14 protein-coding genes are annotated in these 14,787 nt (G+C 41.6%); all 14 read left to right on the top strand.

What is annotated here, in order from left to right:
- The 14 genes from MJX74_RS07715 to MJX74_RS07650 all read left to right on the top strand — a co-directional run bounded on the left by MJX74_RS07715 (position 1) and on the right by MJX74_RS07650 (position 14,779).
- Positions 1-804, top strand: coding sequence for an SDR family oxidoreductase (locus MJX74_RS07715; RefSeq protein ID WP_240222238.1), 804 nt, complete (start codon positions 1-3; stop codon positions 802-804).
- 16 nt (positions 805-820) lie between these two features.
- A complete protein-coding gene (locus tag MJX74_RS07710) occupies positions 821-2,083 on the top strand; it encodes a hypothetical protein (RefSeq protein WP_240222236.1) in 1,263 nt (420 codons plus the stop codon).
- A gap of 28 nt (positions 2,084-2,111) precedes the next feature.
- The gene (gene asnB, locus MJX74_RS07705) at positions 2,112-4,016 is read left to right on the top strand and encodes an asparagine synthase (glutamine-hydrolyzing) (protein ID WP_240222234.1); all 1,905 of its coding nucleotides are present in this window, start codon (positions 2,112-2,114) and stop codon (positions 4,014-4,016) included.
- Between the two features lie 19 nt (positions 4,017-4,035).
- On the top strand, positions 4,036-4,647 hold the full coding sequence (hisH, locus tag MJX74_RS07700; RefSeq protein ID WP_240222232.1) for an imidazole glycerol phosphate synthase subunit HisH: 612 nt from the start codon (positions 4,036-4,038) through the stop codon (positions 4,645-4,647).
- Positions 4,648-4,651: 4 nt separating this feature from the next.
- Positions 4,652-5,419, top strand: a complete 768-nt coding sequence (locus tag MJX74_RS07695; RefSeq protein ID WP_240222231.1) for an AglZ/HisF2 family acetamidino modification protein — start codon at positions 4,652-4,654, stop codon at positions 5,417-5,419.
- Positions 5,419-6,594: an N-acetyl sugar amidotransferase gene (locus tag MJX74_RS07690; protein WP_275692702.1), complete on the top strand. Its 1,176-nt coding sequence runs from the start codon at positions 5,419-5,421 to the stop codon at positions 6,592-6,594. Before MJX74_RS07695 ends, MJX74_RS07690 begins: the two co-directional genes overlap by 1 nt.
- Before the next feature lies 1 nt (position 6,595).
- Positions 6,596-7,714 carry a glycosyltransferase family 4 protein gene (locus MJX74_RS07685; protein ID WP_240222229.1) on the top strand — a complete coding sequence of 373 codons (1,119 nt, stop codon included), beginning with the start codon at positions 6,596-6,598 and terminating at the stop codon, positions 7,712-7,714.
- A gap of 2 nt (positions 7,715-7,716) precedes the next feature.
- Positions 7,717-8,835, top strand: coding sequence for a glycosyltransferase family 4 protein (locus MJX74_RS07680; protein WP_240222228.1), 1,119 nt, complete (start codon positions 7,717-7,719; stop codon positions 8,833-8,835).
- Between the two features lie 8 nt (positions 8,836-8,843).
- The gene (locus tag MJX74_RS07675; RefSeq protein ID WP_240222227.1) at positions 8,844-9,920 is read left to right on the top strand and encodes a hypothetical protein; all 1,077 of its coding nucleotides are present in this window, start codon (positions 8,844-8,846) and stop codon (positions 9,918-9,920) included.
- Between the two features lie 21 nt (positions 9,921-9,941).
- A complete protein-coding gene (asnB, locus tag MJX74_RS07670) occupies positions 9,942-11,873 on the top strand; it encodes an asparagine synthase (glutamine-hydrolyzing) (RefSeq protein WP_240222226.1) in 1,932 nt (643 codons plus the stop codon).
- Entirely contained in the window at positions 11,870-13,009 is a 1,140-nt protein-coding gene (locus MJX74_RS07665) for a glycosyltransferase family 4 protein (protein WP_240222224.1), read from the top strand. Before asnB (MJX74_RS07670) ends, MJX74_RS07665 begins: the two co-directional genes overlap by 4 nt.
- A complete protein-coding gene (locus MJX74_RS07660) occupies positions 13,002-13,943 on the top strand; it encodes a UDP-glucose 4-epimerase family protein (protein WP_240222222.1) in 942 nt (313 codons plus the stop codon). Before MJX74_RS07665 ends, MJX74_RS07660 begins: the two co-directional genes overlap by 8 nt.
- Before the next feature lie 105 nt (positions 13,944-14,048).
- The gene (locus MJX74_RS07655; protein WP_240222220.1) at positions 14,049-14,336 is read left to right on the top strand and encodes a nucleotidyltransferase domain-containing protein; all 288 of its coding nucleotides are present in this window, start codon (positions 14,049-14,051) and stop codon (positions 14,334-14,336) included.
- Positions 14,333-14,779: a hypothetical protein gene (locus MJX74_RS07650; protein WP_240222218.1), complete on the top strand. Its 447-nt coding sequence runs from the start codon at positions 14,333-14,335 to the stop codon at positions 14,777-14,779. Before MJX74_RS07655 ends, MJX74_RS07650 begins: the two co-directional genes overlap by 4 nt.
- Positions 14,780-14,787 lie beyond the last annotated feature (8 nt).

Raw genomic sequence — 14,787 nt, 5'->3', positions numbered from 1 at the left:
ATGAGAACAGTTAATGAGTTGATGTCCTTAGAGGGAAAGGTTGCCGTTATAACAGGCGGCGCCGGGCATTTAGGGAGAACTGCAGCAAATACTTTAGCTGAATTAGGCGCTTCGATAGTCTTAGTTGATATCAATGCCGATAGCTTAAAGTCGGTTTCAGACAGTTTGGTAGCTACTTATGGGGTGACGGTTGTTAACATCGTTGTCGATATGGAAGACAGCAAGCAGTTAGAAAGTGTTTGTTGTGAGATTGAAAAACATTTTAGTCACATTGACGTGTTAATTAATAATGCTGCCTTTGTAGGGTCTAGTGGTCTGGAAGGTTGGGTTACTGACTTTGAACATCAGACGGCTGCAACATGGCGTCGGGCGTTAGAAGTCAATTTGACCGCTCCTTTTATACTTGTTCAAAGTTGCATTTCTTTGTTGAGAAAGAGCACCCAGGCGTCTGTAATCAACATTGGCTCTATCTATGGTATTTTGGGGCCGGACATGTCCTTGTATGATGATACAAAAATGGGAAATCCCGCTGCATATGCAGCGAGTAAAGGTGGAATTACTCAGTTTGGGCGTTGGCTTGCAACTGTTCTGGCGCCGGATGTGAGAGTTAATACGATAACTCCGGGTGGAATCGCCAGGAATCAGCCAGATAGTTTTGTTAATCGATATGTTGCTCGAACACCATTAAAAAGGTTAGCTACAGAAGAAGATTTTAAAGGTGCTTTAGTTTATCTCTCAACCAACTTATCTGCATATGTCACAGGCCAGAATATTGTCGTCGATGGTGGATGGTCTGTCTGGTAATGAAAGGGTGGCCAGTGTGACTTTCGCAAAAAAAATTATTAAGCTGGTTTCTTCAGCTTATCTCTGTGACTCGATATCTGCATTGCAGACAGCTGATGTTGTGATTACCCGGCATGATGCAGATTGTGGTATTAATTTTAAAGATAAATTGTATTCACCACTTGCTGATTCTGTTGTGGATTTGCTTATAAAACAAAATATGTCTTTTTTAACGCTGGCTACGCCATATAGTAAAGGCAGGGGGCATAGTGCTTATGGAAACCCCAAAATTTTTAACTGTCGTTTTTTTGCGATAGCATTGATGGGACACTTTCTTAAATTTTTTATAGGAAAAGAGTCCTCTATTGAGTATCGCTATAAGAAAAGAATAAATATTTGGACTGAAATCTTAGAGGCTGTAAAACCCCAACTTGTTATTGGTATACATCCTGATCCTGAATTATGCTTTGCTGCTAAGAATTTATCTATCCCTATTTATGATTTACAGCATGGCGTTGTTGCAGTGAATAATTGGCCTTATGCAAAAAAACTTACAGAGACAATTACAACAGCTACTCCAACCGGCATTCTGTGTTGGGATGAGGGCTCTTGCAAAGCTGCGAGTTCATGGGCCTTCGAACATGATATCAAAGTTATTAGTGCCGGGAACCCCTGGTATGAGCGTTTTGCTATACCTAATGAAAAAGACCATGTTGTCACTGAGTTACTTAGTAAAAAAAGGCATTTTAACAACGGTCGTAAAACTATTTTGGTAAGCTTACAATGGGAGTTAAAGGGCTTATATTATAAAGATATAGAGTTTAATGGCTTTATTTGTGAGCAATTACAGAACGTGATTATTGCTTCAACCCAGTTTAATTGGCTTATTCGTCTTCATCCCGTTCAGTTGCGAAGTGATAACATTAGCGACTGTAAAGATTATCTGGATAAAGTATTTGGATCTTTCGACAATGTTGAATGGGAAGAAGCCAGTTCCACTCCTTTGCCTCTCTTACTGTCCTATGTCGATCTGCACATCACAGATAGCAGTTCAATTGTGACTGAAGCAGCATGGTTTAACATTCCATCGGCTCTTTTGAATCCATTGATAGCCCCTGGGGCAAGATATCAAGACTTATTTAGTGAAGAGATATCACGCGGTATTGCTAAGTGCTTGAAACAAGATGAAACTGCTTTGTTAGAATGGATTAATGAGAACTGCGAAAAGAAAACTGCTGAGAATTTAAACGGATTTAGTTTGAATTCATTCGAAAACTGGCTTCAGTCAAGTTTTCGTTAAATAATTATTAGTTGTTAACGAGATATTTATGTGTGGAATATTAGGTGCTGTCGTCACTAAAGATTTTGAAAGTACTAAGGGTAAGTGTAACTTAGCCTTAGATCTTATTCACCGCAGAGGACCTGATGATCGCGGACTTGAAACTGTTGAAACTTCATTCGGCAAGTTGTTTTTTGGTCATACCCGTTTATCGATTTTGGATTTAAGCCCATTAGGGCATCAGCCTATGGTAAGTAAAGACCAAAGATATCAGATTGTATTTAACGGTGAAATTTATAACTACATTGAGATAAGACAAGAACTTAAAGAGCTTGGACACACCTTTGCAAGTGATACCGACACAGAAGTTCTGTTAACTGCCTGGCAGCAATGGGGAGAGTCTTGTTTACCACGCTTTGATGGTATGTTTGCTTTTGCAATTTATGATAGTAAAACAGGCATTACATACTGTGCCCGTGACCCTTTCGGGATCAAACCATTTTACTATCGGGCTGATAAAAGTTCATTTTGCTTCTCTTCCGATGTAAATGCCCTTAGGGCAATGCTTCCAAATGAAACCAAATTGAACTTACACCGTGCTCTGATTTACCTTGTTCGCGGCACCTACGACAATAGTGCAGATACTTTCTTTGCCGGTATCGAGCAGGTGTTGCCTGGGGAGCTTATGTCTGTGCGTTACGACCAATCTTCCGAATCATTGGTTTACGACAGTAAGAAATGGTTTTCTGTAGATTTAACAGAAAGAAGTTCTGTAACCTTCGAGCAGGCAAAAGAAGAGCTACGAGAGGAGTTTTTATCGTCAGTGAAAAAGCAGCTCCGCAGTGACGTTCCGGTGGGGGCGGCATTGTCTGGTGGTGTAGATTCTTCTTCAATCATTTGTGCTATTAGGCATTTAGATAAAGATATACCGATTAATAGCTTCAGCTATATAGCTACAGGCTCCGCTGTTAGTGAAGAAAAATGGGTTGATCTGGTTGTAGAAAGAGCCAAGCTAAAGTCGCATAAAGTAGAGTTCTCCGAACAGCAGTCTCTTGCTGACCTTACCGAGTTCATTACCGCGCACGGAGAACCGTTAGCTGGTTTAAGTTTTTATGCTGAGTTTAGCGTCTACAGATTGGCGAAAGCGTCAGGAATGAAAGTGATGCTGGATGGGCATGGTGCTGATGAAGTGATAGCTGGTTATAAAGGGTATCCCGGCCAGAAGATTCAGAGCTTGCTTGAAACTCATAACTACGCAGAAGCGTTCAGTTTTTTAAAGCGCTGGTCTGAGTGGCCCGGCAATTCCGCTAAATCTGCGGTGATCGCCTTTTTGCAAGGACTGAATGGTTTAGTCAAGTTTACTGATAAAGGCATGCCACTTCTTGGGTCTGAAATTGCTGATGTACTTAAACCTCAATTCAAAAATATGCTACCTGGCCTTCGTAGCTTGTCTGGTTCTTCCTCTGCAATCACACCTCAGAAGGGAAGGGCACTGGTTGCTAAATTGTTGGATGAATTAACCAGAGCTAGTTGTCCGCCTCAGCTCAAAGGTGCTGATCGCTCTGCTATGTGGCAGTCTATTGAGAACAGGGTTCCTTTTTTATCGCCTGCCTTTGTTCAGTGCGCATTGTCTATGCCTGAAGACTATTTAGTATCGAAAGAAGGGCAAACCAAATATTTGTTTCGGGAGGCAATGCGAGGTATAGTGCCCGACGAAATTTTAGACCGACGCGACAAAATTGGCTACGCAGCTAAAGCGGGCATGACATTGCCAATAACCAAAGAGTTGTCGGCTCAACTTGAAGATGGTTTTAGTCGACTTCACTTCCTGGACCGCGAGAAATCTCTTGCATTAATGAGTAATGCCGATGGTTCTATAAAATTAGATGGAAGCTCGTGGCGACTATTTAACTTATTGCGCTGGTCTGGCATTTATAACGTTTCAGTAAACTAAATAGGATGGAGTCCTCATAGTGATCAGTATAATTGACTGTGGCTTAGGGAATGTGGGCTCTGTGGTCCGTATGGTTGAAAAAGTGGGAGGCGTTGCTAAGCGCATATCTACTGCAGAAGAAATTAACCAGGCATCGAAATTAATGTTGCCTGGTGTTGGTTATTTTAGCCATGGCATGGAGCTACTTAACAGCTATGGACTGGTTAATGCGATAAAACAAAAAGCCGAATCAGGTACTCCTCTTTTAGGTATATGTCTTGGCATGCAGTTGCTTTTCGATAGAAGCGAAGAAGGTGACTGTAATGGTCTTGGGCTTATTCGTGGAAATGTTGTCAGATTTGATAAAGACAGTGGTTTAAAAGTTCCTCATATGGGCTGGAATGAAGTTGATGTTCGAAAAGAGAACTTATTAATCCCTCCAACAGATGCTTCCGGAAGAAAACACCGGTTCTACTTTGTGCATTCTTTTCACGCTGTATGTCAGGACAAATCTGACATTTTAGCGACCGCGCATTATGGTAGTGATATTACAGCTGCGGTAAGCAGGGATATGATTTTCGGTACGCAGTTTCATCCTGAGAAAAGCCATAAATTTGGTATGAGCCTTATTAAACAATTTGTCGGGTTGTAAAACTATGCTGAAGCACAGAGTCATTCCCACCTTGCTGCTTGATGAAGGTGGTCTGGTTAAAACGAAGAAGTTTGCAAATCCCAGCTATGTAGGGGACCCAATCAACGCTATTCGTATATTTAACGATAAAGAAGTTGATGAGTTGGTTGTGCTTGATATTAGTGCAAGCAAAGAAGGAAGAGAGCCTGATTACAGATTAATTGAAGAGTTTGCAAGTGAATGCTTTATGCCTCTTACTTATGGCGGGGGAGTCAAAACTATTGAGCATGCTGCCAGGCTTTTTGATTTAGGGGTGGAGAAAGTGTGCATCCATTCTGCCGCTTTAGCAGACGTATCACTGATATCCGCGTTTTCATCCCGTTTTGGGTCTCAGAGCGTTGCTGTTTCGGTAGATGTTCGTCGGAATTTTTTCGGTACACTTCGTCTTTATGACTCAGTGAAGAGACAGAATTGTTCAGAACATTGGCTGGATTATCTTTCCAGAATTCAAAGTGCTGGTGCAGGAGAAATATTGCTAAACGCTGTTCATAAAGATGGCACTTTATCCGGGCCTGATTTAGACCTTATTAAAAGTGCATCGTCAAAGCTGAGTATTCCTCTTGTTGCTACCGGCGGCATATCCTCTCTTGCCGATATAAAGCACGCTGTGGAGCATGGTGCAGATGCTGTCGCTGCCGGGGCTTTCTTTGTCTATCACGGTAAACACAGAGCTGTGCTTATCAGCTATCCAAAATATGATGAATTAGAATCTTTGTTTAAGGGTGAAAATTGATGGATATCGCATGTAATAACAATGCTGTTCAGTCGAGCTATAAGCAATGTACACGCTGTCTTATGGACACATCTGCAGCTGGTATCCATTTTGATGAGAATGGCTATTGCAACTATTGTACTGATTACAAAAACAATATGTCAGCAGTCGTTTTTGAGAGCTCTGAGAGTAAAAGTGCACGTCTTATCGACTTTGTTAACAGAGTAAAAGCGAACGGCAAGGGAAAACCCTATGACTGTGTTATTGGTGTTTCTGGTGGCGTGGATAGTTCCTGGACTTTAGTGAAAGCCGTCGAGCTCGGATTGAGACCGCTTGCTGTTCATATGGATAATGGCTGGAATGCCGAGCTGGCCCAAAATAACATTTCCAACATCGTTAAAACGCTGGGGTTAGATCTTCATACTCACGTGATTAATTGGGCTGAGTATAAGAAGCTGATGCAGGCTTTTTTTGACGCTGATGTTATTGATGTCGAATTACTTTATGACAACGCTATGCTTGCTGTGAACTATGACATGGCTAAAAAGTATGGACTTAACTATATCCTCTCCGGCAGTAATTCTGCCACTGAAGGTATGTCCATGCCGATCAATTGGAATTGGTTTAAGTTTGATAAAAAGAATATTTTTTCAATAGCTAAAAAATTTGGTGTGAAAAAAATAAAAACTTTTCCGGCATTCAGTTCCTTAGATTATGTAATGTGTGAGTATGTCCGCGGCATAAAATGGATCCCTTTTCTGGACTATCTGCACTATAACAAAGATGAAGCATTAGCTATTTTAGAAAAAGATTACGGTTATAAACGCTACCCATATAAACATTATGAATCCATATTCACTCGTTTTTACCAGGGGTTTTTATTACCTAAAAAATTTGGCGTCGATAAACGCTTGATGCACTTTTCTTCTTTGATTATGGCCGGGCAGATGAGCAGAGAGGAAGCTTTGGAAAAAGCATCTGGCTTAGCCTACGAATCTGAAGAAAAGCTGAGAGACGACAAGCAGTATTTCTTAAAAAAAATGGGATGGTCTGAACAACATCTTTCCGATTATTTGGCTCGTAAAGAGATACCTCATTCCGACTATGGCAGTGAAAAGTCACAGTGGAATTTTATGCTTAACCTTCGCTCCAAACTTCCTAAAGCTTTGGTAAAAGCAATGAAGAAAGGAAAGTAGATTGGCGAACGGTATTTCAGAATACGCGCAGGCAACCCCACCCAAATTGGCCCTGATTTTATGGGCCGGTTCTTCTTTTGGTGGGGCTGAAAGACGATTTGTCAGGCTTGCTTTTCATCTTGCTGAACAACAGCAGTTGAAAGTTACAATTTTTTGTTTTAAAGACGCGTTAAAATCAATAAATGCCTTGGGCTTACGTCTCGATCAGGTTGATTTTGAATTTTTGGACGTTAAAAGCTCATTTTTTTCTCAGCGAAAATTTGGCAAGGTTTTTAGCCTGCTTGGGTTACCTGCAAAAATTCAAAAAGGCCGGTTTGATCGCGTTTTCTATGCTACTAACCCTGATGTTGTGTCCTATTTTCTGACGAGATTCAGCCATGTTTTAGCGCCCATATCTATTGCTATGGTCGACTTAACCTATGAGAAAAATGCCACAAAACTTAATAGGTATTTATCCAGAAAAACGATTAGCAAAGTGCTGTCCGTTGATTGTTTATCACCAGCGGTGAAAGACGCCTATGCCTCTGCCTTTGACTCTGTTGATTCCGGGAAAATTAAGATTGCGCCTTGTAGTTTCACAGACTTTTCTAAAGTAAAAGAATCTGAAAAACGAGACATTGATATTGTACTTTTAGGGCGGTTTACCAAGTACAAAGGTCACGAATTATTAGAACAGATTTCTGCAGAACTGGACGAGTATAATCTGCATATCTGCGGTTCAGGCCCCCTGGAAATCAATGCACCCGGCGCAAAGGTGTATAGCTCGTCCGACCCTTTTGATATTTTATCCAGAGCTAAAATTTCTTTGTCTTTACAGCAGTTTGGAAATTATCCATCTCAGGTCGTTTTAGAGTCTATGGCATCAGGTTGTGTAGTTGTTGCAACAGATATAGGTGAAACAAGGTTATTCCTTGATGAATCATGCTCAGTATTAATTGGCTACAACAGTTCAGAGCTTTTGTCTGCGATCAGGAGATTATTAAATGATGATTCTCTAAGACAGCAGCTTTCTGAGCAAGCCAGGTTGAAAGTTTACTCAGAGCAAACAATAGAAAGATACTCCGGCTACTTTTTGAACAGCGTTCTCGAGGTAAACACAGTGGACTTGTCCGGAGAATAATAATGAAAAAAACATTGCATATTATCACTGGCTTGAACGACGGTGGCGCTGAAGGAGTTCTCTATCGCTTAGTGAAGTTTTCGAAGTGTGATGTAGATCATAAAGTTGTATCGCTTACCGGGCCGGGAAAATACAAGGCTTTGTTGGAAAGTGAAGGGATCGAAGTTGATTGTCTGCATTTAAGCCCGTTTAATTTCATTTTTAAATTTTACACCTTGTATTCTTTGATAAAAAAAACAAAGCCAGATGTTGTTCAAACCTGGTTATATCACGCTGACATTATAGGTGGTTTAGCCAGTCGTTTAGCTGGACAAAAAAATATATTCTGGGGATTGCGACAAGCTGATTTCGATATTAAAAAGATGAAATTATCTTCTAAGGTCGTAATGAAAACCTGCGCGGTATTTTCCGGCTTATTGCCAAGGGCTCATGTAACATGTGCAGAAGCTGCGATTAGGTCTCATCGAAATATTGGTTATCGGGGCGATTTTAAGGTTGTACCGAACGGCTATGATTTGGCTAAGTTTTCCGTTGTGCCAGGACAAAAAAATCAAGTTCTGCGTGGTGATATAGGCGAGAAACAACTTGTTTTTGGTATGGTCGCCCGATTTGATGCAGCTAAAGATCACGAGAATCTTCTGCAAGCATTTTCGCTCTATTTGAACGACTCCGGCGCCGATGCGAAATTAATTATTGTTGGAAAAGGCTGTGATGAAAGCAACGAGGTGCTCAAGGCCCACGTAGTTAAATATGGCCTGCAAGAGCATGTTGTTTTGTTTGGTCAGTGTGACAATATCCCCTTACTAATGTCTTGCTTGGATGTGCATGTATTGTCTTCAGAATATGAAGGATTTCCTAATGTTCTGGCTGAAGCCATGGCTTGCGGTATACCTTGTATTTCTACAGATGTCGGAGATGCTAAATTAATAGTTGAAGACAATGGCTGGATTGTGCCGGCAAAGAATGCTCAGGCGCTCGCTCAGGCCATGCAGGATGCTTCAAAACTTAACAGTGATGCTGCTCAGTGGTCAGAATTAAAAAAACGATGCAGAAGCAGTGTCGCTGAAAAATACAGCCTGGCGAAAATGGCTGAAAATTTTTCGACTATTTGGTTTGGCTGAGCACACTAATGAAAGTTAACAAAATCTGGTTTTTTTATTATTGCAGCAAAGTGTTTTACATGTTTTTTGCTGTTTTTATTTTTTCCCGCTTGACCATTCTTGGTGATACCGACAGGTATCTTGCCGGTCCTACCTTTGGTGAATTGTCTTTTATCTATAATTCAACGGCAATGATGGACTTTTTTGCACATGGACTATCCCGCGTTGCAAGCCAGTTTGGCGCCCATTTATTTTTTCTGTCACTTTCTGTTTACGGGGTATATCTGCCGCTTAGTAAGATGAATTTGACAAAAAATCAATTAATTACTGTTCTAATCTTTCTATCTTTCCCAAGCTTCGGTGTTTGGACCTCAATTGTTTCTAAAGAATCGGTTACCGTTTTTTTTATGGGGGTTATCTTAGCTGCCTTTATCGACCACTTCGAAAAAAGAAAAGTGACTAAAAAATTGTTACTGCTTGTATCAATTTATTTATGCCTGTTATTTAAGCCGCAATACTTTATAGGTATTTCAAGCTTGTTTGTTTACTTGTTTCTTATTGGTTTTTTTAATCTCAAAGCCTTTGGCAAGGTTTTTGTTTTTCTGCTGTTTGTTTTTTGTTCTTTAATGTTGCTTTATATTCTCAGGGACTATATAGATATGCTGTCTCTGATTATGCCGGAACATTTCGAATCTGATGGTGGAAGTACCAGAGAAAATACGATATGGGTGAATAAGTACGACGTATTTTTTAATGCACCTTACGGGATATTAGTAGCATTCTTTGGCCCTACATTAGGGGAGGCGTTATCTAAGCCCCAATTTTTTCTTACGTTTATGGAAAGTCTCGTTATTTGTCTTGCATTTCTTTACTTATCACTTAAAGCGATGTTGCTGTCAGTTCGGCGGCAAAGCTTTAATGTTCACCTTTTTTCAATATTTTTTATTGTTACGATCTGGTTGTTGTTTGTTCATTACCCGTTTGGGGTTTTAAATCCGGGATCGGCGGTAAGATATAGAGAAGGTTTTTATGCATTTATCGTATGTCTGTTTTATTATACCTACTTGCGATTAAATTTTACGCCGAGCAGCGTACGTGGTTATTAACCTGTTATACGGAGTTTTCAAATGTGTGGTTTAGCAGGGGTTTTGCGCAACAAGCCGCTTTCTGACAATTCAGAAAGTGTGCTTGAAAATATGGGGCTGGCTATCTTCAGCCGTGGCCCCGATAGTTCCGGTGTTTGGACAGACCAAATAAATGGTATTGGCCTGGTGCACAGACGGTTGGCTATTTTAGATCTGACTGAAGCAGGGCACCAGCCTATGCATTCGGTTACCGGACGCTACATCATTGCGTTTAACGGTGAGATTTATAACCACCTGGATGTAAGGGGGGAGCTGGAACATTTAGCGCCTCGCTCCTGGCGTGGCCACTCTGATACGGAAACCTTGCTTACTGCAATTGAAGTCTGGGGTTTAGCTGATACGTTAAAGCGGTGCGTCGGCATGTTTGCTGTTGCACTTTGGGACACAGTAGATAAAAAATTGTTTTTGGCACGTGATAGGTTTGGTGAAAAGCCGCTTTACTATGGTTTTTGCTCAGATGGCTCTCTTGTATTTGGTTCTGAGTTAAAATCTTTCAGAGCACATCCGGACTTTAAGGCGGTCATAGATCGTGATTCTCTGGCGAATTACCTTCGTTATAATTACGTTCCTGCACCAAAATCTATCTACAAAGATGTTTACAAGGTCGAACCTGCAACGATATTAGAGTTTGATACCAGCCTGAATCTGCTTTCCAAAGTGTGCTATTGGGATGCTGTGGAAAAAATCCAGCAAAACATGCTGGTTCAGTTTGACGACAGTGATACGGCAACAAAGACCTTGGAAAAGGTGTTAAAACACACTGTGAAAGAACAAATGTTGGCAGACGTTCCTTTGGGGGCTTTTTTGTCAGGTGGAGTTGATTCGTCATTAATTGTTTCATTGATGAAAAGTCAGACTGACGTTCCGGTGAAGACTTTTTCTATAGGTTTCAATGAAGAGCAGTTTAATGAGGCCGTTTTTGCGGCAGCTGTTGCCAGGCACTTAGATACAGAGCATACAGAGCTAATCGTCACTGCAGACGATGCTTTGCAGGTTGTTGATAAAATAGCAGCTATTTACGATGAACCATTCTCTGATTCGTCACAAATACCAACTTTTCTTGTTTCTGAACTGGCTTCTAAGCACGTTACTGTGTGTTTGTCTGGTGACGCTGGTGACGAGCTTTTCTGTGGCTACAATCGCTACTTAATGACAAAAAAAGTATGGAAGTGGTTATCTAAAGTCCCCCTCTTTGGTCGAAAGTGGATGGCTGCTGTTATCAAGAAAGTTTCCATAGAATCATGGAATAAAGTGAACAGGCTGCTTCCTGCCAGTTATAAGATGTCTAATTTAGGCGACAAATTGCATAAAGCTGCAAATGTAATTGATGCGACTAATCTGCATGAGTTATATCTGAAACTGATCTCCATTTGGCAAGCTCCTGAAACTGTCGTTCTTGGTGCTGCAAACTCAAATATTATTAACAATGATGCCCGGCTTGAAGAGCTGGACTCCATTGCCTGGATGATGGCAACAGACACACTGACTTACATGTCCGGGGATATTTTAGCTAAAGTAGATCGGGCTGCTATGGCTGTTTCGTTGGAAACACGAGTTCCTTTTCTCGATCATCGGGTGTTTGAGTTAGCCTGGCGTATTCCTCTACAGCAGAAAGTCCGTGGTACTCAAGGTAAAATTCCATTACGTGAGATTCTGTATAAATATGTGCCTAAAGAACTGATTGAAAGGCCGAAGACAGGTTTTGGGATTCCTGTCGCTGAATGGTTGAGAGGTGGACTGAAAAGCTGGGCTGAGCAGTTGATAAATAAAGACAGATTAAAAGAAGAGGGTTTTTTTGATCCTGAAGTGATCTCAATAATGTGGAAAGAACATCAAGAAGGTACACGCAACTGGCACTATCAGCTTTGGGCCATTTTGATGTTTCAAAACTGGTATGAGAAAAATCACAAATGACTAAGATTCTGTATCTGGTGAATGTCGATTGGTTTTTTATTTCCCATCGCCTACCTATAGCAATAGCAGCTAAAGAAGCCGGCTATGATGTGCATATTGCCTGTAATTTCACAGATCATTTTGATTTTTTGGGTTCATTTGGTTTTACTTTGCACCCTGTTCCATTTAACCGGAGCAGCGGGGGAGTGCTGCAGGAAGTCAAAACTCTGAAACGGATTTGGCAAATATTTAAGCATGTTTCACCTGATATTGTGCATGCGGTAACCATTAAACCAGTGCTGTATGGCGGAAGCGTAGCTCGTGTCTTGGGTATTAAGAACATGGTTTATGCCGTATCTGGTTTGGGGTTGGTTTTTGTTGCAGAAGGTTTTTTGGCAAAAATAAGAAGACTGTTTGTTAAACGTCTTTATAAGTTTGCTTTAGGAGTTAAAAATTTCGGCGTTATTTTTCAGAATCCAATTGATAAGAGCGTATTAAAAAAAGCGGTGGGTTTAAAAGAAGAGCATTGCCTGATGATAAAAGGCTCCGGTGCAGATCTTACTACTTACAAAGTAATACCTGAGCCAAGCGGAACACCTGTGGTGGTAATGGCAGCCAGGCTGCTGAAGGAAAAAGGGGTTTATCAATTTGTAGAGGCAGCACGTTTATTAAAAGCCAGAAATGTGGAAGCTAAATTTCAATTGATAGGAGAGCCAGATCCGGGTAACCCTAATACGGTTAAAGCTAAAGAGTTAGAGCAGTGGCGCAAAGAGGGTATTGTGGAGGTTCTGGGATTTCGCGCCGACATACCAGATGTTTTCGCTGCCTCTAATATTGTGGTATTGCCGTCTTTTTATGGTGAGGGACTACCTAAAGTGCTTATTGAGGCTGCGGCCTGTGGCCGTGCCATAGTAACAACTGATAATCCGGGCTGCGCAGAAGCAGTTATTCATGGTGTAAATGGCTTTATCGTTCCGGCAAAAAACTCAGCGTTACTTGCAGATGCTATAGAGCAACTTGTCGGCAATGCTGAGTTGCGGCAAAGCATGGGTAAGGCGGGCAGGGAACTGGCTGAGAATGAGTTTGATGTGCTGGCGGTTGTCGCAAAGCATCTTGATATATATCAAGAGTTGTTAAAGAGCCCACAAAATGGTTAAAGACAATGTATTACTTACAGGTGCTACTGGTTTTGTAGGCAATGCGGTTCTGAATACACTGCATAACCGCGGCTGTTTCGTAACTGCAATGGGTAGAGCCCGGCCGAAGCTTGCTGATTCTTTTGTAAGTTGTAACCTGAACAATATATCTGACTGTTCTGCCGCTTTTAAAACTGCAGAGGTTGTTGTGCATGTTGCTGCCAGAGCACATGTAATGAAAGAGGTTAACGCTGACCCGTTGACTTTGTATAGAGAGGTTAACTCTACAGCGACGATTAATCTAGCAAGGCAAGCTGCGGCTAATGGTATTAAACGGTTTATATTTGTCAGTAGTGTTAAGGTTAACGGTGAAAGTACGCAACCCGGAGCACCTTTTAGTTTTGAGCAAGCCCCTTGTCCACAAGATCCTTACGGTGTATCAAAAGCTGAAGCAGAAGCGGGCCTGAGGCAAATAGCAACTGAAACAGGTATGGAAGTTGTTATTATCCGGCCTCCTTTAGTGTACGGCCCAGGTGTGAAAGCCAACTTTGCTGCTATGATGAGGTTGGCGCGGAAAAACCTGCCGTTACCCTTAGGGGCTATCCACAATAAGCGCAGTTTAGTTGCGCTGGATAATCTGGTCGATTTAATTATTACTTGCATTGATCACCCTAAAGCCGCGAACCAAACCTTCTTGGTTAGCGACGATGAGGATGTATCTACCACTGAGTTACTGCAAATGATGACGCGCGCTGCCGGTAAAAAGCCAAGGTTGCTGCCGGTGCCGGTAAGTTGGCTTAAACTGGCCGGCAAGCTTACCGGGAAGTCTGCTGTAATAGATCGGTTGTGTGGGAATTTGCAGGTAGATATCAGTCATACAAAACAGACGCTGGGTTGGACGCCGCCGATAACGGTGGAAGAGGGGATAGCTCGCTGCTTTGCAGCGAAGGGGTAAGTTTTTAATTGTGAGTGCTTAGTGCTTAGTTGTGAGTGGCTAGGGCTGTGGCTAAAAGCTTGTTAGCTGGTTAAACTTGGTGCAGTGGGCTAAGGAGGTTAAGTTATGCGTCTGTCTGAGTTTGAAAAAACAGTAATATTTAAAGCCATAACTGCTGAAGATGCGTCTGCCAGGGTATTTTTATTTGGCTCCAGAGTTGATGATTCCGCTGGTGGTGGCGATATTGATTTGTTGGTGTTGTCCGGAGGGTTTGATAAAAAACGGCAACGAGCAGCCCGGTGGCGGATACTTGAAAAATTAGGTGAGCAGAAAATTGATATTGTTAGCAGTGCTGATGGTTCAGAGCCCTTTGTGAAGATGATACGGGAAAGTGCTGAGGAGATAACAGGATGACCCGTTTAAGTTCAACTGAGTACCTCACACAGTGTGTTACACAACTTAATGATGCTTGCCGATGGCTACAAAGGTCTTATGACAAGTGCCAAAGCTTTGACCTCAGTCAAGCGCTCTCAGATGACCAATATGACGATCTGGAAAATTTGAGTAGCCGTTTTGCCCGCGTAACAGATATTTTGCTGAATAAGGTATACCGCGCATTAGATACTGCTGAGTTAATGCAACCTGGCAGTTTGATAGATACCGTTAATCGAGCGGTAAAACGAGGCGTGCTTGAATCGCCTGACATTGCTCGTACAGTAAAAGATATCCGTAATGAAATTGTGCACGAATATACCGTTGAAGATCTGAAGCAACTACAAGAAGAAGTGATCGCTTACACAAAAGTGTTACTGCAGCTTGTTGTTAAGCTGAATGATTACGTTAGTGCTGAGTTTTGAGTGTTTAG

Source organism: Rheinheimera hassiensis, assembly GCF_022436675.1.
Lineage (GTDB): Bacteria > Pseudomonadota > Gammaproteobacteria > Enterobacterales > Alteromonadaceae > Alishewanella > Alishewanella hassiensis.
Note: the sequence above shows the minus strand (reverse complement) of the source record. Positions and strands in the feature narration are given on the sequence as shown.

Bases quoted from the DNA above. Each gene is read 5' to 3' on its own strand.
- asnB (WP_240222226.1), top strand. From the start codon at position 9,942: ATGTGTGGTTTAGCAGGGGTTTTGCGCAACAAGCCGCTTTCTGACAAT.
- MJX74_RS07660 (WP_240222222.1), top strand. From the start codon at position 13,002: ATGGTTAAAGACAATGTATTACTTACAGGTGCTACTGGTTTTGTAGGC.
- MJX74_RS07690 (WP_275692702.1), top strand. From the start codon at position 5,419: ATGGATATCGCATGTAATAACAATGCTGTTCAGTCGAGCTATAAGCAA.
- MJX74_RS07695 (WP_240222231.1), top strand. From the start codon at position 4,652: ATGCTGAAGCACAGAGTCATTCCCACCTTGCTGCTTGATGAAGGTGGT.
- asnB (WP_240222234.1), top strand. From the start codon at position 2,112: ATGTGTGGAATATTAGGTGCTGTCGTCACTAAAGATTTTGAAAGTACT.
- MJX74_RS07680 (WP_240222228.1), top strand. From the start codon at position 7,717: ATGAAAAAAACATTGCATATTATCACTGGCTTGAACGACGGTGGCGCT.
- MJX74_RS07655 (WP_240222220.1), top strand. From the start codon at position 14,049: ATGCGTCTGTCTGAGTTTGAAAAAACAGTAATATTTAAAGCCATAACT.
- MJX74_RS07650 (WP_240222218.1), top strand. From the start codon at position 14,333: ATGACCCGTTTAAGTTCAACTGAGTACCTCACACAGTGTGTTACACAA.
- MJX74_RS07715 (WP_240222238.1), top strand. From the start codon at position 1: ATGAGAACAGTTAATGAGTTGATGTCCTTAGAGGGAAAGGTTGCCGTT.
- MJX74_RS07675 (WP_240222227.1), top strand. From the start codon at position 8,844: ATGAAAGTTAACAAAATCTGGTTTTTTTATTATTGCAGCAAAGTGTTT.
- MJX74_RS07665 (WP_240222224.1), top strand. From the start codon at position 11,870: ATGACTAAGATTCTGTATCTGGTGAATGTCGATTGGTTTTTTATTTCC.